This window comes from Paenibacillus sp. BK033, from assembly GCF_004345425.1.
Taxonomy (GTDB): domain Bacteria; phylum Bacillota; class Bacilli; order Paenibacillales; family Paenibacillaceae; genus Pristimantibacillus.
The window spans coordinates 607873-631126 of sequence record NZ_SLVP01000002.1; the positions used below are offsets into that span (position 1 = coordinate 607873).

The window sequence follows — 23254 nt, forward strand, 5'->3', positions numbered from 1 at the left end:
CAAAAAAGCTGCTTTGCGACTTGCGCAAAGCAGCTTTCTTTATGATGAACGATGCCGCAAATAATTCGAGACGACCTCGATCGCAACTCCAATCGCGTCCTCCTGCGGCTCCAGCTTGGCATGATGCAGGCCATACGGCGTATCTACGCCAAGCCAGAACATAAGACCCGGGATATCTTGAAGGAAATAGCCGAAGTCTTCTCCGGTCATTGCTTCGGTGCATTCGACGAGCTGCACGCCCTCAAAAGCGCGAACCCAATCCATAAATCGCTGGGCTTCTTGTTCGTTATTATAAACCTGATAATAATTCGAGCCGTAATCAAGCTCGGTCTGACAGCCAAAGCTGACTTTAAGCCCGTCCAGCAGCGACTCGATACGCGCTTTCACATCGCTCATCGACTTTGCGCTCAAGGTTCTGATCGTACCCTCGAGGCGCACCCGCTCCGCGATAATGTTCTGCTTTGTGCCGCCTTCGATCTTGCCTAACGTCACAACTACGGAATCGAGCGGATCGACGTTGCGCGAGACGATCGATTGCAGCTGCATGATGAGGCTTGCCCCCGCAACAATCATATCGTTGGCACGGTGCGGATACGCCGCGTGGCCGCCTTTGCCAATGATATCGATAAACAGCTCCGAGGTGTTGGCGAATAATATGCCCGGACGCGTTGCGATTGTGCCTACCGGATATTCCGGGGCGATATGCAGCGCCATCATAAAATCCGGCTTCCATTCTTTAAACTCTTCGCTTTGAAGCATCGGCAATGCTCCGCCCGGACCCTCTTCGGCCGGTTGAAACACGAACAGAACATCGTCATTGACCGGCTGCTCGACGATTGCCGTCAATACCCCAAGACCAATGGCCATGTGAAGATCATGTCCGCAGGCATGCATATAGCCGGAATGCGTCGAACGAAACTCGTAGCCGGTATCTTCTTCAATGGGCAGCCCGTCCATATCCGCCCGATAACCTAAACAGCGTTCCCCGATTAGGCCTTTCACGCGAACCAAGATGCCGGTACGCCAGGTCCGCACTTCCAGCCTCTCCTGCGGCAGTCCGTTAATATACTCGAGCAGCAAGGCTTGCGTTTTAAACTCTTGAAAGCCCGGCTCGGGAATCTGGTGAAACTTCCGCCTTAACTCCACAAACTTGCTCATTCCATCAACTCCCTCCTGCAACATGCAAGAGGCCAACCACAAGCATTCGTCAGCCCCTCCAAACAAGGAAACACGCGCCACATAGATGGCGCGCGCTGAAAAGCTATTATTTCAAATCGCGAAGACCTTCAACAATGATCGTCTTGGACTTCGTTTTCTCGTCAACCATCTTGATGATGCGGGCAGGGACGCCTGCGACAACCGCGTTTTCAGGGACGTCCTCGATAACAATAGCCCCTGCTGCGATAACAGCGCCTTTGCCAACGCGAACGCCTTCCAGAACTACCGCGTTAGCGCCGATGACAACGTCATCTTCGATAACAACCGGAAGAGCGGATGGCGGCTCGATTACGCCAGCCAGCACGGCGCCTGCGCCAACGTGGCACATTTTGCCGACTTGCACGCGTCCGCCAAGCGTTGCGTTCATATCGATCATCGTACCTTCGCCGATCGAGCAGCCGATGTTAATCGTTGCGCCCATCATGATAACCGCGTTGTTGCCGATTTCGACTTTGTCGCGAATGACCGCGCCCGGCTCGATGCGGGCGTTAATGCCCTTCAGATCGAGCATCGGAATTGCGGAATTGCGGCGGTCGTTCTCCACTTCGTAGTATTCAATGTTTTCTTTCTCGTTCTCGAGCAATGCTTGGACTTCCGCCCAGTCGCCGAACAGCACGCCGCCGTCGCCGAAATCGAATACCCTCACTTCAGCGTTAGCCGATGAGATTTTGCCTTTGAAGTATACCTTCACCGGCGTAACTTTCTTGCCGTTCTTGATGTAATTGATTACTTCCATTGTTTGTTCCATGTTTTGCATCGCTTTTCGTCTCTCCTTCATCACCAGCAACTGTTCATAAGGACAAGCCTTTTTCCCGAACATTGTAGCACATGCCTTTGAACAGAGTCCATGTTTTTGATGGCTATTTAATGTAAAGCATCGTTTTTTAGAATAGCTTACTTTTTGCGTTGAAATAATGAATAATATGCTGAAAAGTTTGCATTTTTCCGCACATGCCTTTGAACGTTCATCTTGGCTAATTAACGAAGACGGAGAGAATTAATCACATGCTCCATGTCGGCTGGAATCGGTGCTTCAAACTCCAGAAACTCTCCGGTCCGCGGATGCTTGAAGCCCAGAACCGCCGCGTGCAGCGCTTGTCCTTTAAGTGCCACCGTTTTGTTGCGGCCGTACATCGGATCTCCCGCAAGCGGATAACCGATATATTTCATGTGAACGCGAATTTGATGCGTACGCCCCGTCTCCAGCTGCAGCTCTACAATCGTGTAGTCGTCCGCAATACGCTCGAGCACTACGAAATGGGTAACGGCATGCTTGCTATTGCGGTCCGTGACCGTAAACAGCTTGCGATCATTCTGGTCGCGGCCGATTGGAGCATCGATTGTGCCTTGATCATGCGGCAGATTGCCGTGGACCAGGGCAATATATTTGCGCGAAACGGAGTGCTCCTTCAGCTGCCCGGCAAGGGAAACGTGCGCAAGATCGTTTTTGGCCGCCATCAAGAGGCCGGATGTGTCTTTATCGATACGGTGCACGATGCCAGGGCGAAGCACGCCGTTAATGCCAGACAGATCCTTGCAATGATGCATCAAGGCATTCACGACCGTTCCGGAGGAATGTCCCGGCGCAGGATGGACAACCATACCCCTCGGTTTGTTGATGACAATCACGTCCGCATCCTCGTACACAATATCAAGGGGAATATCTTCGGCTTCGATTGCCGCATCCTCCGGCTCCGGCACGCGGATGGCTACCAGATCTCCGGAAGACAGCTTGTAGTTCGGTTTTACGGCATTCTGATTGACAAGCACCGCTCCGGATTTGATCCATTCCTGCACTTGCGTGCGGGATATGGAATCCTCGTTCAGGCTGTCCGTCACGAATTTATCGATTCGTTCTCCTGCCTGCTCCGGGGCTGCCTCGAATTCCAACAAATCATCATTTTCATTAAACAGGTTGCTGCTCATGCTCGTTTTGGTCCTTGTCCTCTCTGTTGCCGATTCGTTTCGAATCTTCCTTCGAATTCAGCAAGGTATCGATTAATATGCATGCTACGCCTACGCAAATAGCGGAATCCGCTATGTTGAAGATCGGGAACGTATAGCTGCCGAAATTAAACATCAGAAAATCAACCACTTCCCCGGCGATCGCACGGTCAAGGAAGTTGCCGACCGCCCCGCCAAGCACAAGGCCAAGCCCGGTCAGAAGCCATATCTTTCCTGATTTTCTGGAGGCCTGGATATACCAGATAATTGCACTGACGATAAGAACAGTGATGATAATGAAAAACACCCGCTGTTCCTGCAAAATGCTGAATGCCGCGCCGCGGTTCCGATACGAGGTAATAAGAAAGAAATTGCCGATCACGCTGATTTGCTCACCGATTTCAAGCTGAGCCACAATGATTTTTTTGGTGATCAAGTCCAGCAAAAATGCTGCTGCCGCAATCAAGTAATAATAAAAACGCATCGTATCCCTCCTAGTTTGTACCAAACTACTGTATTGTAGCATAAGGGCCAGCATCTGAGCCAGTAGTCCACCCTTTCCAATGAAGTCCTTTATAAAAAAAGCCGGTTTGCGAAAACTATAGCTAAAGATACGAAACGTCTTACCTATTTCATCTAAGGAAGGTGCAACCGATGCCGAATGCAACCCAGCTTGCACAACTTCGAAGCCGGCTCGAGGCGGAGAAACGGGAGATAGAGGAACGCCAGTCCCATAACGAACATAATGGGCTTGCCTCTTCGCTGCGCGATAATACGGGCGAGTTATCCCCTATAGACAATCATCCGGGGGATCTCGGTACCGAAATGTTCGAGCGCTCCAAGGATCTTGCGCTGCTTGAGAAGGAAGATCTTCATCTGGCTCGCATCTCTGCGGCGCTTGAGGCAATGGATAATGGCACTTACGGCCAATGCCGTACCTGCGGGAAGCCGATTCCCGACGAAAGGCTCGAGGCTCTTCCCGATGCGCTGTACTGCGTCGAGCATGCGCCAAGACAGGAAACTTCTCATGAGCAGCCGGTCGAAGAGGAATTTCTCGCCCCTCCTTTTGGCAGATCCAGCCGGGATGACGATGATTATAACGGCTTCGACGGCGAAGACGCTTGGCAAATTGTCGAGCAATGGGGAACGTCCGAATCTCCCGCATACTCGGAAAATAACAATGTCGACGATTATGATCATATCGGCATCGAAGCGGACGAGAACGACGGCTTCGTTGAATCCTACGAAAGCTTTGTGGCGACGGATATTACCGGCAACCATGTTTCCGTTATCCGCAACCGTCATTACAAGCAGTATATGGATCATGAAGAAGGCGATCATGAGCTTGAGCTGGAATGACGGGAATGAAAAAAAGGCGGAGGGTGCGCTGCACCTCCCGCCTTTTTTCTAATAAATTTTGCCTTCCAGCTGGATTTGTACGACACGTACGATATCCGCTATATAATCGCCGATGATCGGCAGATTCAGCGCACCGATTATCCGCAGCACATACAGAATGGTAGCGGCAAAGAACGTAAATCCAATCGCGATGCCGACGCCTCTCGACAGACCGCCAAGCAAATTGCGCCACATGAGCCGGAGCGGATGATTAAGCAAATCCACGTAATCCGCGATTTGCGTCCGTTCCATATCGGTCGCGATTTTGCTTAACCGCATGTCCAATCTGCTTAATGTACGTTCCATCGTTTCATTGTCAGCCTTATCCTTGTCCTTGAGGTCATTCTCCGGGTCGTTATCCAGTTTTACTCGGACCATGCAGCGTCCCCCTTTGCAAAACGTAATTATCCATCCGCTTCCGGGAAGAAAAAAACGAGACCCTGAAGGCTCTCGTTTTTTAGTGGCCATGCTCCTTATACTATATCCCGATCCCTGGCGTCCGTATGCCTAAACGCGGACAAGAATCCCGATTTCTTTTTCCCCAAGCTGTACGCGTTCCATACCTTCCGCTTTCTCATAAGAAACGCTGTTAAGCAGGACATTCTCATTGAGCACGTTGCTGAATGTCTCCAGTGCGGCTTGCAGCCCGGCGTCTACGTCGAGTACCAGATCAATGCGTTTCTCGATCGGCAGATCCAGCTTTTTGCGAGTATCCTGAACGGCACGGATAACTTCGCGAACCCAGCCTTCCTGCTCCAGCTCCGGCGTAATATCCGTGTTAAGCGCAACGGTAACGCCGTTTGCGGAGGCCGATGCAAAGCCCGATTTCGCCTGCTTCTCTACGAGCAGCTCTTCCGTGGTTACCGTGATCGCTTCGCCTTCCGACGAAGTGAATACCAGGCTTCCGGAAGCGACAGCTTCGCGTGTCGCCTCAGGTGCCAGCCCCTTCAGGTAGCCCTGGATTGGCCCAACATGCTTGCCGTATTTTTTACCCGCAATTTTGAGGTTGAGCTTGAGTGTGAAATCCACAAAACCGCTGTCGCTGTTTTGAACCGCGATAGACTTCACGTTGATCTCGTCCTTGATGATGTCCTCGTATTCCGTTACCGCAAAGTCACGGTCAAGCGATACGATCAGCTCGGACAATGGCTGACGCGTCTTGATGCCGGTCTCGTTGCGCACGTTGCGGGCAAGCTCGACGATTTGCTTCGCGCTGTCCATGTCGCGCTCCAGCGTCTCGTCGATTGCCGATTCGTCCGCAACCGGGTAGTCCGCCAAGTGAACGCTCGACTCGCCGCCCAGATTGCCGTATACATCCTCTGCAAGCAGCGGAGCGTAAGGAGCAATGACGCGGGAGAGCGTCAGCAGGACATGACGCAGCGTTTGGTAAGCCGCTACTTTGTCTTCCGTCAGGCCGCTGCCCCAGAAACGGTCGCGCGAACGGCGGATGTACCAGTTGCTGAGCTCATCGACGAATACTTCGATCGCTTTCGCGGGGTTCAGGAAGTCGTTCACTTCAAGACCCTTCACTACCGTCTTGATCAAGCTGTTCAGGCGGGATACAATCCAGCGGTCAAGCTTGCTTGCCGGCGGGCGTTCTTCGTGCTCAGCCGGATCAAAGCCGTCGATGGAGGCATACAGCGCGTAGAACGCGTGAGTATTTACGATCGTATCGATAACTTTCGACTTCGCTTCGCCTACGATGCCACGCGAGAAACGTTTGCTGTTCCATGGCGCGCTGTCTGCAAGAAGCGCCCAACGGAAGGCATCCGTGCCATACTCGTTGATAATCTCCCAAGGGTCGATAACGTTGCCTTTGGATTTGGACATCTTCTGTCCGTTCTCATCCAGGATATGGCCTGTCGAGATAACAGCCTTGTAAGGCGCTTTGCCGTTATATAGCGTCGATACCGCCAGCAAGCTGAAGAACCAGCCGCGCGTCTGGTCGATGCCTTCGCAGATCATATCCGCCGGATACTGCTCCGCGAACTCTTCCGCATTCTCGAAAGGATGATGCTGCTGCGCGAACGGCATCGAGCCGCTGTCAAACCAAACGTCGATAACTTCCGATGTGCGGGTCATTACAGCCCCTTCCTGGAATGGCGATTTGAGCTTGATTTCATCCACGTAGGGCTTGTGAAGCTCGATATCCTCCGGAACGAAATCTACGGCGCGCTCGCGCAGATCCGCAATACTGCTTGGCGCGTATTCTTTACCGGTTGCTTCGCATACCCAAACGTTAAGCGGCGTTCCCCAGTAGCGGTTACGGCTGATATTCCAGTCCACCAGATCCTCGAGGAACTTGCCGAAGCGGCCTTCGCGGATATGACCAGGATACCAGTCGACCGTGCTATTGTTGGCGATCAACTGATCTTTCACTTTTGTCGTTTCGATGAACCAGCTTTCCGTCGCGTAATACAGGAGCGGCGATTTGCAACGCCAGCAGAACGGATAGCTGTGCTCGTAGCGCTCTTTGGAGAAGAGCAGGCCGCGTTCGCTAAGCATTTTGACAATGTCGACGTCGCAGTCTTTTACGAAACGGCCCGCAAGATCGGTAACTTCGTCCACATAACGGCCAGCGTTATTTACGACGCTCAGCATGCTGATGCCGTTCTGGCGGGAAACTTTATAGTCGTCCTCGCCATGGGCAGGCGCGATATGAACGATACCCGTACCGCTTGTATCGCTGACGAAATCGCCAGGGATGACAACGTGACCATGCTCGATAGGCACATAGCGGAACGGAGGCTCGTAGGAAAGCCCCACAAGCTCGGAGCCCTTCAGCGTCGAAAGCGTCTCGTAGCCTTCTTTCAGCACGCTCTCCGCCAGGTTTTGGGCAACGATGTAGACTTCGCCGTCCTTGGAAGCGCGGACGTAATCCAGCTCCGGATTTACCGCCAAAGCCACGTTAGCCGGCAGCGTCCAAGGCGTTGTCGTCCAAGCGAGAATGGATTCGCCGCTCGCGAGCTTGAATTTAACCGTTGCGGACAGATCCTTCACGTCTTCGTAGCCTTGCGCAACCTCATGCGAGCTTAGCGTAGTCTGGCAGCATGGGCAATACGGGCTTACGCGGTGACCGCGGTAGAGCAGCCCTTTGCTGTGGATCGTCGACAGGATATGCCATACGCTTTCGATATACTCGTTCTTAAGCGTGATATACGGATTATCCAGATCCGTCCAATACGCGATCGCTTCCGTCAGCTCGCGCCATTGCTTCTCGTAAACAAACACGCTGTCTTTGCATTTCTTGATGAATTCTTCAACGCCGTATTTCTCGATCTCTTGCTTGCCGGAGATGCCGAGCTGCTTCTCTACGCCAAGCTCTACCGGGAGACCGTGGGTATCCCAGCCTGCTTTGCGGACGACGCGGTAGCCGGACATCGTTTTGTAACGGCCGATAAAGTCTTTGATGACGCGGCCCAGAACGTGACCGATATGCGGCGCGCCGTTTGCGGTCGGAGGACCTTCGTAAAATACATAGTTAGGCTTGCCGGCGCGGTTCTCGATGGATTGTTTGAACGTATCGTTCTCTGCCCATTGCTTCAGTACTCGCAATTCGCGGGCTCTTGCTTTTTCTTTGACGTCTACACGTTGCATCTTGATTACCTCCTAAAAAGAATTGAACTTTAACCGTTAGATTAAACGGTCGTGAAATTCTTGCATCGTAAGCATGGGCAAAAATAAATAAAAGCCCCGTCCCTATAAAAGGGACGAGGCTGCGCTCGCGTTACCACCCTTGTTCCGCAGACAGCGGCTAAGAAACAACCGGATGCGGCACCTTTGGCGCGAATTGCGTAGATTCGCGGTCCCTGTAACGGGGGACAAGCCGTCAGTCCTTAATAACGGATCCGCCTGGATCTCGTGTTCAGCACTGCTTCTCGGAGATGATTTTCCGAATCGGTTCGAACGCCGTTTCTCAGCAATCAACGGCTCTCTGGTGAACGAACTTGGAATCGTACTCGTTCTCGTCAATGAAGTTCCATTCAACTATCATGCAATTAATTCTATTTATAGCTTATCGCAGAGCGGTTGTCAAATGACAATTGCCTATCCGCGCTGCAATTGCTCCGCCGATAAATGGGTTACGGAAGACGAAGCATGGGAAGAATGCGAAGTACTCGAGGAATGGGATAGCTGCGGAGACGCCGAGTCCAGCGAATCCCAACCGTCTTGGCTAAGCAGCTCGAGCTGCGCTTCAACCAAAGTACGGAAGCGAGCTCGGTAAATCGAGGCCTGCTTCTTAAGCTCTTCCACTTCAAGCGATACTTTGCGGGATTTGGCCAGCGACTCATTAATAATGCGGTCGGCATTCTTTTCCGATTCCTTGATAATAAGCTGGGCTTCCTTCTTCGCGTTGTTTCGCACTTCATCCGCCGCTTCCTGCGCGACGATAATCGTCTTGCTAAGCGTCTCTTCAATGTTCGAGAAATGGTTCAGCCTTTCTTGAAGACCAAGAATCTGATTCTGAAGCTCTTTGTTCTCGCGAATGATGGATTCATAATCTTTGATAACCTGGTCAAGGAATTCGTTGACCTCATCCTCGTCATACCCGCGTAATCTTCGTCCAAATTCCTTGTTATGTATGTCCAATGGCGTCAACGGCATTGGCGCACCTCCTAAAGTGTATTTGCCGCAATCGCGGATGTACTCGGAATAATCGTTGTGAAATTGGATTCGACAGCTGTTTCCAAAATCCTGCAACCGATCAAATAAATTTACCAACCCTGACGCGAATTCTTCCCTTTTTTGTCATGCCATCGATTTCCAAAACCTTGAATCTGCCTAAGCCTTTAAAGGAGACGACATCTCCCATTTTCAGCTGTTCGGACGGATTCTCGGCCGTCTTCCAGTTCACTCTGCATCTGCCTGCACGGATGGGATCAACGATCTTCGTCCGGCTGATTCGGTAAACATCGCTAGCGATTCCGTCAAGCCGCATCGAGGCGACAGTGAAGGACATTTCTTGAAAGGCAGGCACAACGGGCTTAAGCTCAGTGATAGGGATTATTTCCGTTAGTACGCTCGCACGATGCACTTGTCTTAAGTGTACATTTAAGTAATCGGCAATTTCGTCCAAAACAATTATATGCGAATAGTCCTCATGAACATGAATATCTCCGATTCGATCGCGTTTGACGCCGAGCCCGAGCAATGCGCCCAGGTAATCGCCGTGATCGAGCTCGCTTCCTCCGCCGGTGACGGCGAGAACGGACAAGCCTATCGGTTCATCGTCCAGGTATCGGTACTCCGGGCCAATAATCGCTCTGCAGCGTTCAGCCTCTGGATATCCGCCGGCAAGCCTAAGCTGGACGTCCGGATTCCGGTTCGCCAGCATCTGCAGAATCTGAGCCTGCCTCGGATCTAAAAAATCGGTCCGCTTCAGCTCATGCAGCTGCGCGGACCGCTCAACCCACTCCAACGCCCGGTCGACAAAAGGCTTCTCATCCGGATGGAAATGTTCGTATACTGTTGGCTTCATAAGCTGTCCTTCCTTAGAACATGTTCAGAATGAACTCAAGAACGGCAATAACCCCAAAAGCAATAAAGCGCAATGCGAAAATGGCAATAATCGGGGAAATATCGAGCATACCGCCGATCGGTGGAATGAATCTGCGGAAAATTCCGAGATACGGTTCTACCAGCCGGCCCAGGAAAACACCGATAAAGCTTTCACGCGCATTTGGCAGCCAGGACAGCAATACGTAGCCGATAATCATAAAGCTGTAAATGTTCTGGATGTTCATAATCAAAGAATACACACTCAACTCAAGGTCACCTCATCTTATTGTAATCAATATCCTCTGCCAGCATTTCGGTAATGGCGCCTTGAATTTCTACAGAATCCGGTGTGCACAGGAAGATGTTTGGCCCAAGCTTCGAAATGTGGCCGTTAAGCGCATAGACTGTGCCGCTTAAGAAATCAACAATCCGCACAGCCAAATCCGTACGCACACGCTGCAGATTCACGATAACCGCCCGGCGCGAACGCAGATGGTCGGCAATATCCTGCGCTTCATCGTAAGAACGCGGTTCGCTCAGTACGACGCGCACGCTCTTTTGCGTATGAATGCTGACGATATTGTTATTGCCGCCTTTGGAGTTTCTACGTGCTTCGAACGGAGAAGTTTCAACTTCCGGTTCTTCCGTCTGTTGATGTTGCTGCGTTACTCTTTCGCGCTCGATTACCTCTTCTTCTTCCTGAAGACCAAGAAAGTTCATAAATCGGTTCATGACACTCATCGTTATCCCTCTTTTCCTACTAGTATCGTTCCTAAGCGGATCCAGGTTGCGCCTTCCTCTATCGCTACTTCGAAATCTCCTGACATGCCCATAGACAATTCCGTCATCGATTCCGGGAGGATTGCACGTTTGTTCATTTCATCTCTTAGCTTGCGCAAAGAGCGAAATATGGGTCTTGTCTCTTCTGCTTCCGTCTCGTAAGGCGCCATCGTCATAAGGCCGATAATACGCAGGGATGATAATTCCTTAAGCTCTGCAAGAAACGCAGGAAGCTGTTCAGGGTCCAGCCCATGCTTGGATTGTTCGCCCGATACGTTAACCTGAACAAAGCAAGGGACGGTGAGACCAAGCTGGGATGCCCGTTTGTCTATCGCCTGCGCCAAGGACAGACGATCCAAAGAATGAATGTATGTAAATTTGCCTATGACGTCTTTCACTTTGTTCGTCTGCAGCGAACCGATGAAATGCCAGACAGCTTGTCCGTCTTCTTCATCGGCGCCGCTGCCGCTTATGGCTTCCCATTTTTCCTTGGCATCCTGCCAGCGGTTCTCGCCAAGATGCCGGAGACCAAGCTGATGAGCAGCCTGCGCCGTTTCAAGCGATACGTATTTCGTAACCGCAATAATATTTACTTCCTCGCGGCCGCGGCCGCTTCGCTTGCAGGCTGCAGCGACCCGGAGCTCTACTTCTTCCATTCTTTGCTGCAATGCTTCTTTGATTGTAGTCGTCATTCGTTCACCTTTCCCGGATACCGATCCAGCTGGCCATACGGCCCGTTTTGCCGCCTTCCTTCCGGTGGGAGAAAAATTGATCCGTGCCGCATCCCGTGCACCACTCGGATAATTCGATATGAATCGGCAAAATTCCTGCTTCAAGCATAATATGTCGGTTAATTTGTTTTAAGTTTACCATAGCTTTACCGTTTTCCACCAATGTCATCATCCCATCGGGGCTCTGATTCAGTTTATTTGCTAGCCGTTCTACAAGCGGCTGCAGCTTATCGATCACAAAGCCGTCCACTTCGTAGCAGCAGTCGCCGATGGACGGACCAATGGCGCAAAGCAGTTGTTCGGGCTTCGTCCCGTACTGCCGTCCCATGGCTTCGATCGTCTTCGCCGCAATCTGCTGAACGGTCCCTTTCCAGCCTGCATGAGCTAACGCTACCGCCTGATGCTGCTGGTCATAGAAATAAAGCGGCACGCAGTCGGCGTAAAATGACGCGAGCAGCACGCCCGGGACGTCCGTCATTAGTCCGTCCGTATCGGCAATTGCCGACACGCGCGACATTCTTCCCTTCCCCCGATCGCTTTCGGTCACCGGGAAAACTTCGCAGCCATGCACCTGCTCCCCGCAAGTCCATGCTTCAAAAGGCCAGCCAATCGCTTCCGCAATAAGCTGACGGTTACGCACAACGTCATCATCCGAATCTCCAACGTGCAGGCCGACGTTCAGCGATAACCACGGCTGCTCGCTTACGCCGCCGTTCCTGCCGGTAAATCCGGCGGTCAACCGGTCATTTTGCTCCAGCCAAGTTGACAATAAAAAAAGCGAAGGTCCCTTCGCCGTAAGTACAGATTTAAACGATTCCATACGGACACTCACCTCTGTAAGCAGTTTAACCTGTTATGCGCGAGCGTGCAAATCCTCGTCCTCCAGCTTCTTGCTGGAATCATCAAGCCGGACGAGCACGACATCCGCCCCGATCTTCACGATATTGCGCCAAGGGATAACAACCTCTGTCCCCCCGTTGCCGAACATGCCCAGAAATCTTGTGAATTGGGGAATAACAATCGCATCGATACGCCCTTGCCGGAGATCCAGCTCCAGATCGCTGATCTGCCCCAGCTTCTTGCCGTCCACGATATTAATGACATCCTTGGTTTGGAAATCGGATATCTTCATATGCGCATCACCACTTTTCTTAAATATAAGAACGTCGGTGCAGTCATTTACACTTACACTACATTTAGACAGGGATAAACATCCTCACTTAACTATATGTACAAAACGCCCAAAATGTCCTGTTTCCGCAAAAAAACAAGTCAGGCATTCGCGGCACAATAAAAAACGGCGCCAAGCGGCGCCGTTCATGTCTTAACATGCTTTTGCATTTGTTGGATGGCCGATTTCTCGAGCCTGGATACCTGTGCCTGTGAAATGCCGATCTCGTCGGCTACTTCCATTTGCGTCTTTCCTTCAAAGAAACGCATGGATAAAATCATTTTTTCGCGGTCATTCAGCTTATGCATCGCTTCGCGAAGCGCAATTTCCTCGATCCACGACACATCCTTGTTTTTGTCGTCGCTGATCTGATCCATTACGTAGATCGGATCTCCGCCGTCATGATAGATCGGCTCGAAGAGCGAAACGGGATCCTGGATCGCGTCTAGAGCGAAAACGACATCTTCTTTCGGTACGTTAAGCGCTTCGGAAATTTCGAAAATCGTTGGTTCACGCGAATTTTGATTCGTCAGGCTGTCACGAACCTGCAGCGCTTTATAGGCAATATCCCTTAGGCTCCGCGACACGCGGATCGGATTATTGTCACGCAAGTAACGGCGAATTTCACCGATAATCATCGGCACGGCATAGGTGGAAAACTTGACGTTCTGGCTAAGGTCGAAATTATCGATCGCCTTCATAAGTCCGATGCAGCCGACCTGAAATAAGTCGTCCACAAATTCTCCCCTGTTATTAAACCGTTGAATCACACTTAGAACCAGCCTTAAATTGCCGTTAACTAATTTCTCTCTGGCTGCCCATTCGTTCTGGGTTTGTAGTGCGGTAAACAACTCCCGCATTTCGGCATTGGTCAGGACAGGCAGTTTCGCGGTATCCACTCCACAGATCTCGACTTTATTTCGGGTCAACGTGATTACCTCCCAAGGAGAAACATTAATGTACATTATCTCCCTGGACCCCTATTTTATTCTTCCGAAAAAGGGGTATCTGTTGCCCCGAAAATGGGTATAACATTACACCATTTTGTTAAATTCTTTGCGGAGCCGCTTAATAATCCGCTTCTCCAAGCGCGAAATATACGACTGGGAAATGCCTAGAAGGTCCGCTACGTCCTTCTGGGTTTTTTCCTCGCCGTCGGCAAGCCCGAAGCGCAGCTCCATAATAATCCGCTCCCGCTCTGACAGCTTATCAAGCGCTTTATGAAGCAGCTTGCGGTCAACCTGCTCCTCGATATTCCGGTAGATCGTATCGTTTTCCGTGCCAAGAACGTCGGACAGCAGCAGCTCGTTGCCATCCCAGTCGATATTAAGCGGCTCGTCGAAAGATACCTCTGTCCGCGTCTTGCTGTTGCGGCGCAGATACATCAGAATCTCATTCTCGATACAACGGGACGCGTAGGTAGCGAGCTTGATTTTTTTCTCCGGATCAAACGTATTTACCGCCTTGATAAGACCGATTGCTCCTATGGAAACCAGGTCTTCGATATGAATGCCGGTATTTTCGAACTTGCGCGCAATGTATACAACAAGACGCAGATTGCGCTCAATCAGCATCGCGCGGATCGCCGTATCGCCGGATGGGAGCTTGTCGAGCAAATATTCCTCTTCTTCACGGGTCAAGGGCGGAGGTAGCGCTTCGCTGCCGCCGATATAATAGATTTCTTCGCTTTTTAATCCGAATAAAAACAAAACACGATAATAATATAACTGCAGGACTAATTTCCATTTGACGAGCATCCGGCCCATCCCTCCCCAAAATGATGTAAACGTTCGTCTTCTTAATCCAATCATTGGCTGTTCTGAACGAGTGACGGATGGATAATCGCTTGGTAAGCGCTGTCTGCCGAAAGCTTGCCGCCGTCAATGCCGACAAGAACCTTCCGGGAGACGAACACTTGCCCTTCCCGCTCAATCTGAACAAAGTCCGGTTTTAGCGCCAGCATAAATTGCGATCCACGGTTGATTCCTCTGTAAGGTACGAGTCGCAGCCGGTCCTGCCAAGCAAAAGCTTCGTCTCCGAGGCCGGCAACAAGCCGATCCACCTGCGATTCGCGAATGCTTTTGAGCCACGATTCCGGCAGGTCATCTTGCCATACGTTTGCTTCCACGACCATAACCGGCGTCCGCGTCAACGGGTCGTACAGCTGGTTGCCCGTGTCGATCAATCCGGTGCAGGTATGCTCCCGGTCGCCGATTTGAATCTTCACTTCGGCCAAATGGGTCCTCACCAGCTCCCTCTCGCGCCGTTGAACATAAACCGAGCGGTATATGTAAATGCCGATACTAAACGCAGCGAGCACGTAAATAAATCCCATCTTGAGCTCGACCTGCATACCGCCATTTATAAAGGTGATCGTACGCCATACTTCGCCTGAACCCTGCATCAGCAAGTAGTGAATACCGATTATCGCGCCGGCCGCAACAAAATTCACGGTGTAGAAGGCTGCGATATTCCTGAAGAAGTTCTGGATGGAGAAGAATCCAAACGCAACCCATAACATCAGGAGAGAAATCAGTATTTTTACCGCTAACGTAAAAAGAATCGATAAGGGCGGAAACAACATAAGAACAACGTAACAAGCACCCATGCTGGCTGCCGTCAGCACCCGCCAAGGACGCGCCCGGATATGACGCACCCAAGCAGTCGTAAGCAGTATGCTGCCGTCAACGAGCAGCTCCCGCACAAACATGACATCGACATAAACAGTCACAGCTTCACCTTCCAGCGGGTTCGAACGACAGAACGTTTGCCCTCCCCTCTGGAGAGAACGATTGAACCTAGTATATAAAAATCTTATTTCAAAGTCTGTCTAAACATGACGGCATGACATAGCTTTTTTTGTCGAGGGTATGTGCGAGTTTATAGGGCTAACGGGTTGTTGCCTTACCGGGAATATGGTAATCTTTATCCATATAATTCCTCTGGCAGTGAAGCACACGCCGCGTCTTCAGGATCGATTTTACTCCTGATACGCGGCTTTCTTATTTTCTATTTGACGGGGAGCGTAACCGGATTTGTCGTATGAAGAGATATTTAATAGTTGGTATGAAGATCATCTTAAGAGACGCGGCGGCGAAAATAAAAGAAGACTGATGGAGGGGTTGGATCATGAGTGCAAGCCGTTTCTTCGCTTTGGTGGCCTGCCTTTTCCCGATTCGACGATCTTCATCCGGAGTACGGGCTGTCCGATTTCCGAGATGGGAAACGGTGTCTGTTAGGCGGATAGATGTTCGTGGCTATTTTGAAAATAGGGAAGGATCGAGCCAATGCGCTAATTCCTCGATGGGTTGCCTCAAACAAACTAATAAGGCATAGTCACGGGTGCTGAAAGGCGGGTTTCAGCCTCTCAGAGCCAATTACTGAGTTCCACCAAACAACCATAAAACAAAAACGCCTGACCGGTTCACCGGTCAGGCGTTAAAGGATTAGCGGTCGTTGCGGCGGTTGCGCAGGAACGCAGGGATTTCGAGCTGGTCGCTCGAAGTCGATGCGCCAAATGGCTTCACCGGGGCAGCTTGCTGCTGCGGAGACGCGGATTGCGCCGCCTGGCGGGCTTCCGGCTCGGCTTGCGGCTGCGCCATGCGGCGCAATGCCGCGGACGGTTTGCTTTCGAAGCCTGTCGCGATAACCGTAACCTTGATTTCGTCTTTCAATTCTTCGTCGATGATCGCACCAAAGATCATGTTTACTTCCGGATCGGAAGCGGAAATAACGATCTCTGCCGCTTCATTGACTTCATACAGGGACAGGTTGCTGCCGCCCGTGATGTTCATGATAACGCCGCGAGCGCCATCGATGGACGTCTCAAGCAGCGGGCTCATGATCGCTTTTTTCGCCGCTTCCGCAGCACGGTTCTCGCCTGTTGCGATACCGATACCCATCAGCGCCGAACCGCGTTCTGTCATAATCGTCTTTACGTCCGCAAAGTCGAGGTTGATCAGACCAGGTACCTGGATCAAGTCGGAGATACCTTGCACTGCTTGACGAAGCACGTTGTCCGCCTCGCGGAACGCTTCCAGCATCGGAGTCTTCTTGTCCACAATCTCAAGCAAACGGTCATTCGGGATAACAATCAGCGTATCTACTTTTTCCTTCAACGCTTCGATGCCAAGCTCCGCTTGAGCGGCACGTTTACGGCCTTCGAAGGTGAACGGTCGTGTTACTACGCCAACTGTCAGCGCGCCGCATTCGCGGGCAATCTCGGCGATAACCGGAGCTGCCCCCGTACCCGTGCCGCCGCCCATGCCAGCCGTAACGAACACCATGTCCGAGCCTTTCAATTGCTGCATGACAAGCTCTCTCGACTCTTCAGCCGCTTTCTTGCCTACTTCCGGATTTGCGCCGGCGCCAAGACCGCGGGTCAGCTTATCGCCGATTTGCAGCTTATGCTCGGACTTTGCCAGATGCAAGGCTTGCGCATCCGTGTTAACTGTTATGAAATCGACGCCTTTAACGCCGTTCTCGATCATCCGATTAACCGCGTTGCTGCCGCCGCCTCCAACACCAATTACCTTTATTTGAGCGAGTTGCTCCAGATCCAAATCGAATTCCAACATCTTTCATTTTCCCCCGATCAAATAAATTCGCTAAACATATTTTTCAACCGTTCGAACATACCGGGTTTGGATGAAGCGGTGGTACCCGACTTGCGGCTTGCCGTTTTCTTCCCTGTACTTGCTGCTGCTCCTCGTACTCCCATATATTTCGACACGTATTGGATCATTCCTACCCCGCTGCTGTAAGCAGGGTCGCGCACACCGATATAATCCGGCGATGCGATACGAACAGATGACTCCAGCTCCGCTTGCGCAAGTGCCAGTGTACCCGGCATCGTAACAGAACCTCCAGTCAGTACGTATCCGTTCACTTTGTCCCCATAACCAAGCTTGCGCACCTCTTGACGGACAAGATGGAAGATCTCCTGCATGCGCGGCTCGATGATGCTGGCCAGATCAACTTGGGAAAACTCTTTTTCTACATTGCTCCCCATGCGAGTCACTTTAAACTTTACATCGTCAGCTGCATCGCTGACAAAAGCGCAGCCGTACTTGAGCTTGATCTTATCCGCTTGGTCCGACTGCGTACGCAGTCCGTAAGCAATATCGTTCGTTACGTACTCGCCGCCGATCGGCAATGTCGAGATCGCAACAAGACTGCCCTGCTCATAGATCGTAATCGTAGTAGAACCCGCGCCGATATCCGTCAGCACGGTTCCGATTGTTTTCTCGTCTTTCGTAAGCGACATGACGCCGGAAGCAAGCGACATCAGGATTACACCAGAAATCCGTAGTCCGGCCTTCTCTACGCAGCGCATCAAATTATGTATAGCCGTTTTCGCACCTGTTACAATAGTCGCCTCAACTTCAAGCCGTACGCCGATCATTCCGCGAGGATCGGATATTCCTTCCAAGCCGTCAACCAAAAATTGCTTTGGTACAAGATTAATGATTTCTCTTTCGGGAGGAAGCGCGACCACCTTGGCCGCTTGAACCACGCGCTCGATATCTTCCTCTCCTATTTCACGGTCCTCATTGGATACTGCAACAACGCCACGATTCGTCTGAAGTGCTATGTGATTCCCCTGAATCCCAACATAGACGTCTGATATTTGAATGCCAACCATTCTTTCCGCATGCTCGATGGCGCTGCGAATCGACTGCACGGTTTGGTCAATATCTACAATAGCTCCCTTGCGAATACCCTCCGAGTCGGCAGATCCAACTCCAATAATATTAATGGTTCCGTTGTTCACTTCACCAATAATAGCACGAACTTTGGATGTACCGATGTCCAAACTGACGATGATGTCGTTACTGCTCAACCCGCGGCACCTCCCGTTTCAACTGATAAAATACACACAAGATAGGGTTATAAACATTCGTCCTTCTACATATTCAACGCCTTTGATATATTCCCTCTTTTTTCAACAAAATTTTCATTTCCCTAATGTTGCGGCTGTGAGCTCTTATGTTATGAATCCTTATGAATGCTTGATAGTCCTATGAAAATACAATAAATCCGTGAATAAAATTCTACCATTGTTTCTACCTATTGAGTAGTCTCTTTTTGATCAGATTCCATATTTTCTGAAGCATTACTATTAAACGGAACATAAGTGTCCGCGAGCAGCATCGTAATCTTTCCCGGCTCCTGCGTTTCGATAACCGCATTTAGCGCTTCGATTTTTTCCGGCAGCAAGGATACCGCCGTCACGACCTCAAACTTGGTTCTGGTGTAGATCTTAATCCGATCCGGATAAGCCTTCGATGGATCCGGAATAATCTCCGACAAGTCTGACAGCTGCTTTTCCGAGATTTTGCCCAGCTGCTTGGTCAATTCCGTCCGGTTCGGGTCATTCGGCTTCCAGCCGGATAGAACGGGCTTGTCCATCAGAAATTCGTCGCTTAATGCCGAAACGTTGGTCCCGTTCGACATAATGGCGGTCATTTCGCCGCTTGCCGACAATTCAAACGCCACAACGGGAAATTCTTTTACCGTAATTTTGACATTACCGGGGAAGGACTTGGAGACGCTCGCCTCTTCTATAGGCTTTAACGCTTTGACGATATGCTTCTCCGACTTGGATTCCGATACGCCGAAATAAGCGTCCCCTGCCGTAATGCCGGCTGCTGCTTGAATATCGCTTTTGGAAGTATATTGCGCGCCTTCTATTGTTATCGTCGTAATCTTGCTGATTGATGAGTTGAAAAATAATACAGATAAGAGAATAACAAACAATAAAAAAAGAACGGCCAGCAGTTTGCGGCTGCCCTTTCTCTTTCGCTCCGGCTCTTTTAATACAGGCACTAGCTCGCTCATAACTTGTCCCTTCCTTCTAAAAAAACATCCGGTCCTCCTTGTTGGCAGGGCCGGTCGTTTCTATCCAGCTGCGATTCGAGTCATCCCCGGTCAATTCTTCGGCACAGGAGAGAAACGCGAAATGCGCGCGCCGAGTCTGCTTAACATCGTTTCAATGCATTCATAACCGCGGTCAATATGATGGATTTGCTCGACAATCGTCTTGCCTTGCGCGGCCAGGCCGGCAATGACAAGCGCTGCGCCCGCCCTCAGGTCGGTAGCTTCCACCGTTGCACCGTACAGACGCGGTACGCCCCGAATGAACGCCGAGTTCAGATCCACGCGGATATCGGCGCCCATGCGGGATAATTCATCCACATGCTTGAGACGTCCCTCGAAGATCGTTTCCTTCAAAATGCTGACTCCGTCGGCAAGCGCAAGCAGCACCATCACCTGCGACTGCAAATCGGTTGGAAAGGCAGGATACGGAGCCGTTACGACTCTTTCGACTGCTCTTGGGCGCCCTGGACAGCCCACCTTGATTATATCACCGTCAACCAAGATTTGAATACCTGCCCGTCGAAGCACATGGATAAGCGAGGATAAATGCGCCGGATTCGTATTTAATAAGGTGACCTGCCCTCGGGTTGCGGCTGCGGCTACCATAATGGTGCCGGCAACAATGCGGTCCGGAATGACTGTATACGTGCAAGGCGTTAGCGACTGTACCCCTTCGATCGTAATCGTGTCCGTTCCGGCACCCATGATTTTCGCGCCCATCGCGTTCAGAAACTTCTGCAAATCCTGAATCTCCGGCTCGCGCGCTGCGTTGCTGATCGTTGTCCGACCCTCGGCTAGCACGGCTGCCATCATAATGTTCTCCGTCGCCCCTACGCTTGGGAAGGCCAGATGGATATCCGCCCCGTGCAGCTTATCCGCACGGCAGATGATCCGGTTGCCAATCTCCTCGATTTCCGCGCCAAGAGCTTGAAGTCCTTCCAAATGTAGATCGATCTTTCTCTCGCCGATTGCGCAGCCGCCAGGCTGATACACCTGCGTTTCACCAAATCTAGCTAATAACGGCCCCATCAAAAAGATAGACGAGCGCATCTGTCCCATTAACGATTCCGGCACATGCGAGGTGTGTGCAGTTTCTGTATCCAGAACAACTGTATCTCCCACATGCTCAGCGCGGCATCCTAGTTCGCGCAAAATGTTAAGCATTACGTCGATATCAAGCAGCCTAGGCACGTGTTCAATGGTTGATGTGCCTTCCGCAAGCATACAGGCTGCCAATATTGGCAAAGCGGCATTTTTCGCTCCTTGGATAACAATGGATCCTGAGAGAGGTTTCCCGCCTTCAATCACCAATTTGTCCAATGTATCACCTCCGAATTACCGCTCACCCACCACCAATACTTCCGGTACCAGCCGAACGCCGTAGCGGTCCGCAATCGTACCTTGAATGTGAGTCATGAGGGTGAGAACATCTTCAGCTGTCGCTTGCCCTCTGTTTACTATGAAATTGGCGTGAAGCTCCGAAACTTCCGCTCCCCCGAATCGAACGCCCTTTAAGCCCGCCTCTTGAATAAGTCTAGCGGCAAAATCATTGGGTGGATTGCGGAACACGCTGCCTGCGCATGCGAGCTGCAGCGGCTGCGTGCGTAACCGCCGTTCCTGATATGCGGCGAGTGTTGCCGAAATTTCATTGCGGTCTCCTTCTGCAAGCTCGAACGTAGCTTCCACAACAACGCCCTTCAATTCATGAAGGATAGAGTGGCGGTAAGAGAATTGCATCGCCTCTCGGTCGAATCGTACCAATTCACCTGTCTCCAGCACAATCTCAGCTGATCTAAAAATACGTGACACATCGGAACCATGTGCGCCTGCGTTCATATAGACAGCTCCGCCAACCGTACCCGGAATTCCCCCCGCGAATTCCAGCCCGGTCAGGCCTTCCCTGCCTGACATTCTTGATAATTTCACGAACGAAAACGACGCGCCCGCATGCACGAGCGTTCCTTCAAAGCGCACATAATCCAGCCCGTCGCGCGTTTTGATCACCACGCCGCGAATTCCTTTGTCGCTCACCAGCATATTGGAACCGCGTCCCAGATTCGTCCACGGTACGCCATGCTTATGAAGCAGGCGGATGGCCGACACGAGCTGATCTTTGCCGTGTGGGATAAACAGAACGTCAGCGGGTCCGCCGATTTTCCAGGTCGTATGTTTCGCAAGCGGCTCATTGTACAGGATTTGACCGAGACCCGCTTGTTCCAATTCCGTAATATAGTTTTCCATGTTGTCGAACCTCCTTATAGCTTCTAGTTGAGAGAATCAGGCTCCGCTTGCGGCTGCCGGCAACTGGTGCTGCCCGCCGCAGCGTTTGTGACAAACGGCCCGAGCAGGGCGACGGTCACGATTTATAGAGTATCTTATGCCCTCTCCATCTCGAGTGTGACAATCGCCCATGCTGACCCGTAAACACAAAAATGGACGTCAGGAGGCCGCCTTAAGAAGGCGGCGCCATGCCGGCCATTTACGCCAATATGTTTTCCTTCGTTATCTTGAATAACGGGATATATTGAGCAAAATGCCAAGAGCGGTAAGCAGCAGCGTCAAGGAAGATCCGCCGTAGCTGATCAGCGGCAGCGTAATCCCGGTCACCGGCATAGCGCCGATAACGACACCGATATTGATTAACACCTGGACGCCTATGATCCCCGTAATCCCTACCGCAAGCAGACTTCCGAACGTGTCGGGTGCCGATATCGCAGTCCGGACTCCCCTCCATACCAGGACCATAAACAAAATTATAAGTGCGGATCCGCCTATAAAGCCAAGTTCCTCGGATATGATGGAAAAGATAAAATCCGTCTGCGGCTCCGGCAAGTAGCTGAATTTCTGACGGCTCATGCCAAGCCCAAGCCCTACCAGACCGCCAGGCCCTATGGCATAGAGCGATTGAATGATTTGATAGCCTGTACCCAGCGGGTCGGCCCAAGGATCAAGGAAGCCGGTAATCCTCTTCATCCTATATGGTTCGGCAATTACCAGCGCTATTAGACCAAGCAGCCCGCTTGATCCAAGCAAGGCGAGATGGCTGATTCTTGCGCCGGCCGCGAAAATAAGGATCAAAGCGGCTCCTACCATAACCGCGCCGGACCCCAGATCCGGCTGCAGCATGATCAAGCCGAAGGCTAGTCCAACCAGACCAAGAGGCGGCAGCAAGCCTTTCGTAAAATGGGTAATGGTCTGCTGCTTGTCTGACAGCCATTTGGCCAGGAACAGAATCATCGCAAGCTTCATGAATTCGGAAGGCTGTATGCCGAAGGAACTGATGCCAAGCCAGCTTCGGGCGCCGCCGCGGACTACGCCGATACCGGGGATAAGCACGATAATAAGCAGGACGAAGCAAATCAGCAAAGCCGCCTTCGCCCAGTTTTTCCATATAAGATAATTCGCGTTCATCGTAAATAGTAACGCACCGACGCCAAGCACGGCAAATATAAGTTGGCGCTTCACGTAATAGAATTTATCGCCGAATTCATGGAAAGCGAGCACCGCGCTCGCGCTGTATACCATTACTAATCCAATCGTAAGGATAAGCGCAATCGATGCGATCATCCAAACGTCCGGGGCGGACCTGGCTTTGGCCATAGCAAACACACCTCTTGTTTAGCGTAAAGTAGGG

The 23254-nt window shown here is 51.4% G+C and carries 23 protein-coding genes and 1 other annotated feature; of the genes, 1 reads left to right on the plus strand and 22 read right to left on the minus strand.

Translation table 11 applies throughout. The annotated features are described in order from the left end of the window. Positions 1–39: 39 nt before the first annotated feature. The 4 genes from EV294_RS09760 to lspA all read right to left on the minus strand — a co-directional run bounded on the left by EV294_RS09760 (position 40) and on the right by lspA (position 3646). Positions 40–1158 carry an N-acetyldiaminopimelate deacetylase gene (locus EV294_RS09760; RefSeq protein ID WP_132306246.1) on the minus strand — a complete coding sequence of 373 codons (1119 nt, stop codon included), beginning with the start codon at positions 1156–1158 and terminating at the stop codon, positions 40–42. Between the two features lie 106 nt (positions 1159–1264). Continuing rightward, positions 1265–1975 carry a 2,3,4,5-tetrahydropyridine-2,6-dicarboxylate N-acetyltransferase gene (dapD, locus tag EV294_RS09765; RefSeq protein WP_207918122.1) on the minus strand — a complete coding sequence of 237 codons (711 nt, stop codon included), beginning with the start codon at positions 1973–1975 and terminating at the stop codon, positions 1265–1267. A 221-nt stretch (positions 1976–2196) separates the two neighbouring features. Continuing rightward, positions 2197–3144, minus strand: coding sequence for an RluA family pseudouridine synthase (locus EV294_RS09770; protein ID WP_132306248.1), 948 nt, complete (start codon positions 3142–3144; stop codon positions 2197–2199). Further along, entirely contained in the window at positions 3125–3646 is a 522-nt protein-coding gene (gene lspA, locus EV294_RS09775) for a signal peptidase II (protein WP_132306250.1), read from the minus strand. The genes EV294_RS09770 and lspA overlap by 20 nt, the downstream gene beginning before the upstream one ends. A gap of 170 nt (positions 3647–3816) precedes the next feature. Between lspA and EV294_RS09780 the strand changes: the two genes are divergently transcribed. Continuing rightward, positions 3817–4521 (plus strand): TraR/DksA C4-type zinc finger protein, encoded by a 705-nt coding sequence (locus EV294_RS09780; RefSeq protein WP_132306252.1) that lies wholly within the window; start codon positions 3817–3819, stop codon positions 4519–4521. A 48-nt stretch (positions 4522–4569) separates the two neighbouring features. On the opposite strand, the gene EV294_RS09785 is transcribed toward EV294_RS09780, so the two are convergent. From EV294_RS09785 to spoVE, 18 genes are all read right to left on the minus strand, one after another. Beyond that, entirely contained in the window at positions 4570–4938 is a 369-nt protein-coding gene (locus tag EV294_RS09785; protein ID WP_132306254.1) for a DUF5665 domain-containing protein, read from the minus strand. A gap of 129 nt (positions 4939–5067) precedes the next feature. Continuing rightward, positions 5068–8157: an isoleucine--tRNA ligase gene (ileS, locus tag EV294_RS09790; protein ID WP_132306256.1), complete on the minus strand. Its 3090-nt coding sequence runs from the start codon at positions 8155–8157 to the stop codon at positions 5068–5070. Positions 8158–8263: 106 nt separating this feature from the next. After that, positions 8264–8541: a binding site (T-box leader), on the minus strand. A 66-nt stretch (positions 8542–8607) separates the two neighbouring features. After that, positions 8608–9165: a DivIVA domain-containing protein gene (locus tag EV294_RS09795; RefSeq protein ID WP_132306258.1), complete on the minus strand. Its 558-nt coding sequence runs from the start codon at positions 9163–9165 to the stop codon at positions 8608–8610. Positions 9166–9265: 100 nt separating this feature from the next. Beyond that, positions 9266–10039 carry a YlmH family RNA-binding protein gene (locus tag EV294_RS09800; protein WP_132306260.1) on the minus strand — a complete coding sequence of 258 codons (774 nt, stop codon included), beginning with the start codon at positions 10037–10039 and terminating at the stop codon, positions 9266–9268. Positions 10040–10052: 13 nt separating this feature from the next. Next, positions 10053–10304 carry a YggT family protein gene (locus tag EV294_RS09805; RefSeq protein WP_132307156.1) on the minus strand — a complete coding sequence of 84 codons (252 nt, stop codon included), beginning with the start codon at positions 10302–10304 and terminating at the stop codon, positions 10053–10055. Positions 10305–10332: 28 nt separating this feature from the next. Further along, a complete protein-coding gene (locus tag EV294_RS09810; RefSeq protein WP_132306262.1) occupies positions 10333–10800 on the minus strand; it encodes a cell division protein SepF in 468 nt (155 codons plus the stop codon). 2 nt (positions 10801–10802) lie between these two features. Next, entirely contained in the window at positions 10803–11531 is a 729-nt protein-coding gene (locus EV294_RS09815; RefSeq protein ID WP_132306264.1) for a YggS family pyridoxal phosphate-dependent enzyme, read from the minus strand. 4 nt (positions 11532–11535) lie between these two features. Continuing rightward, positions 11536–12390 carry a peptidoglycan editing factor PgeF gene (gene pgeF / locus EV294_RS09820; RefSeq protein WP_132306266.1) on the minus strand — a complete coding sequence of 285 codons (855 nt, stop codon included), beginning with the start codon at positions 12388–12390 and terminating at the stop codon, positions 11536–11538. 33 nt (positions 12391–12423) lie between these two features. Continuing rightward, positions 12424–12702, minus strand: coding sequence for a YlmC/YmxH family sporulation protein (locus EV294_RS09825; RefSeq protein ID WP_132306268.1), 279 nt, complete (start codon positions 12700–12702; stop codon positions 12424–12426). Positions 12703–12887: 185 nt separating this feature from the next. Further along, positions 12888–13670, minus strand: coding sequence for an RNA polymerase sporulation sigma factor SigG (gene sigG, locus EV294_RS09830; protein ID WP_015845451.1), 783 nt, complete (start codon positions 13668–13670; stop codon positions 12888–12890). A gap of 105 nt (positions 13671–13775) precedes the next feature. Next, complete coding sequence (sigE, locus tag EV294_RS09835) at positions 13776–14498, minus strand: RNA polymerase sporulation sigma factor SigE (protein WP_015845452.1); 723 nt, start codon at positions 14496–14498, stop codon at positions 13776–13778. 50 nt (positions 14499–14548) lie between these two features. Then, positions 14549–15472, minus strand: a complete 924-nt coding sequence (gene spoIIGA, locus EV294_RS09840; protein ID WP_132306270.1) for a sigma-E processing peptidase SpoIIGA — start codon at positions 15470–15472, stop codon at positions 14549–14551. A gap of 715 nt (positions 15473–16187) precedes the next feature. Beyond that, positions 16188–17318, minus strand: coding sequence for a cell division protein FtsZ (ftsZ, locus tag EV294_RS09845; protein ID WP_132306272.1), 1131 nt, complete (start codon positions 17316–17318; stop codon positions 16188–16190). 17 nt (positions 17319–17335) lie between these two features. Further along, positions 17336–18583, minus strand: a complete 1248-nt coding sequence (gene ftsA / locus EV294_RS09850; RefSeq protein ID WP_132306274.1) for a cell division protein FtsA — start codon at positions 18581–18583, stop codon at positions 17336–17338. 227 nt (positions 18584–18810) lie between these two features. After that, a complete protein-coding gene (locus tag EV294_RS09855; RefSeq protein ID WP_132306276.1) occupies positions 18811–19581 on the minus strand; it encodes a cell division protein FtsQ/DivIB in 771 nt (256 codons plus the stop codon). Positions 19582–19671: 90 nt separating this feature from the next. Beyond that, positions 19672–20940 (minus strand): UDP-N-acetylglucosamine 1-carboxyvinyltransferase, encoded by a 1269-nt coding sequence (gene murA, locus EV294_RS09860; RefSeq protein ID WP_132306278.1) that lies wholly within the window; start codon positions 20938–20940, stop codon positions 19672–19674. 15 nt (positions 20941–20955) lie between these two features. Further along, positions 20956–21861: a UDP-N-acetylmuramate dehydrogenase gene (murB, locus tag EV294_RS09865; protein WP_132306280.1), complete on the minus strand. Its 906-nt coding sequence runs from the start codon at positions 21859–21861 to the stop codon at positions 20956–20958. A 261-nt stretch (positions 21862–22122) separates the two neighbouring features. Beyond that, a complete protein-coding gene (gene spoVE, locus EV294_RS09870; protein ID WP_132306282.1) occupies positions 22123–23220 on the minus strand; it encodes a stage V sporulation protein E in 1098 nt (365 codons plus the stop codon). Positions 23221–23254 lie beyond the last annotated feature (34 nt).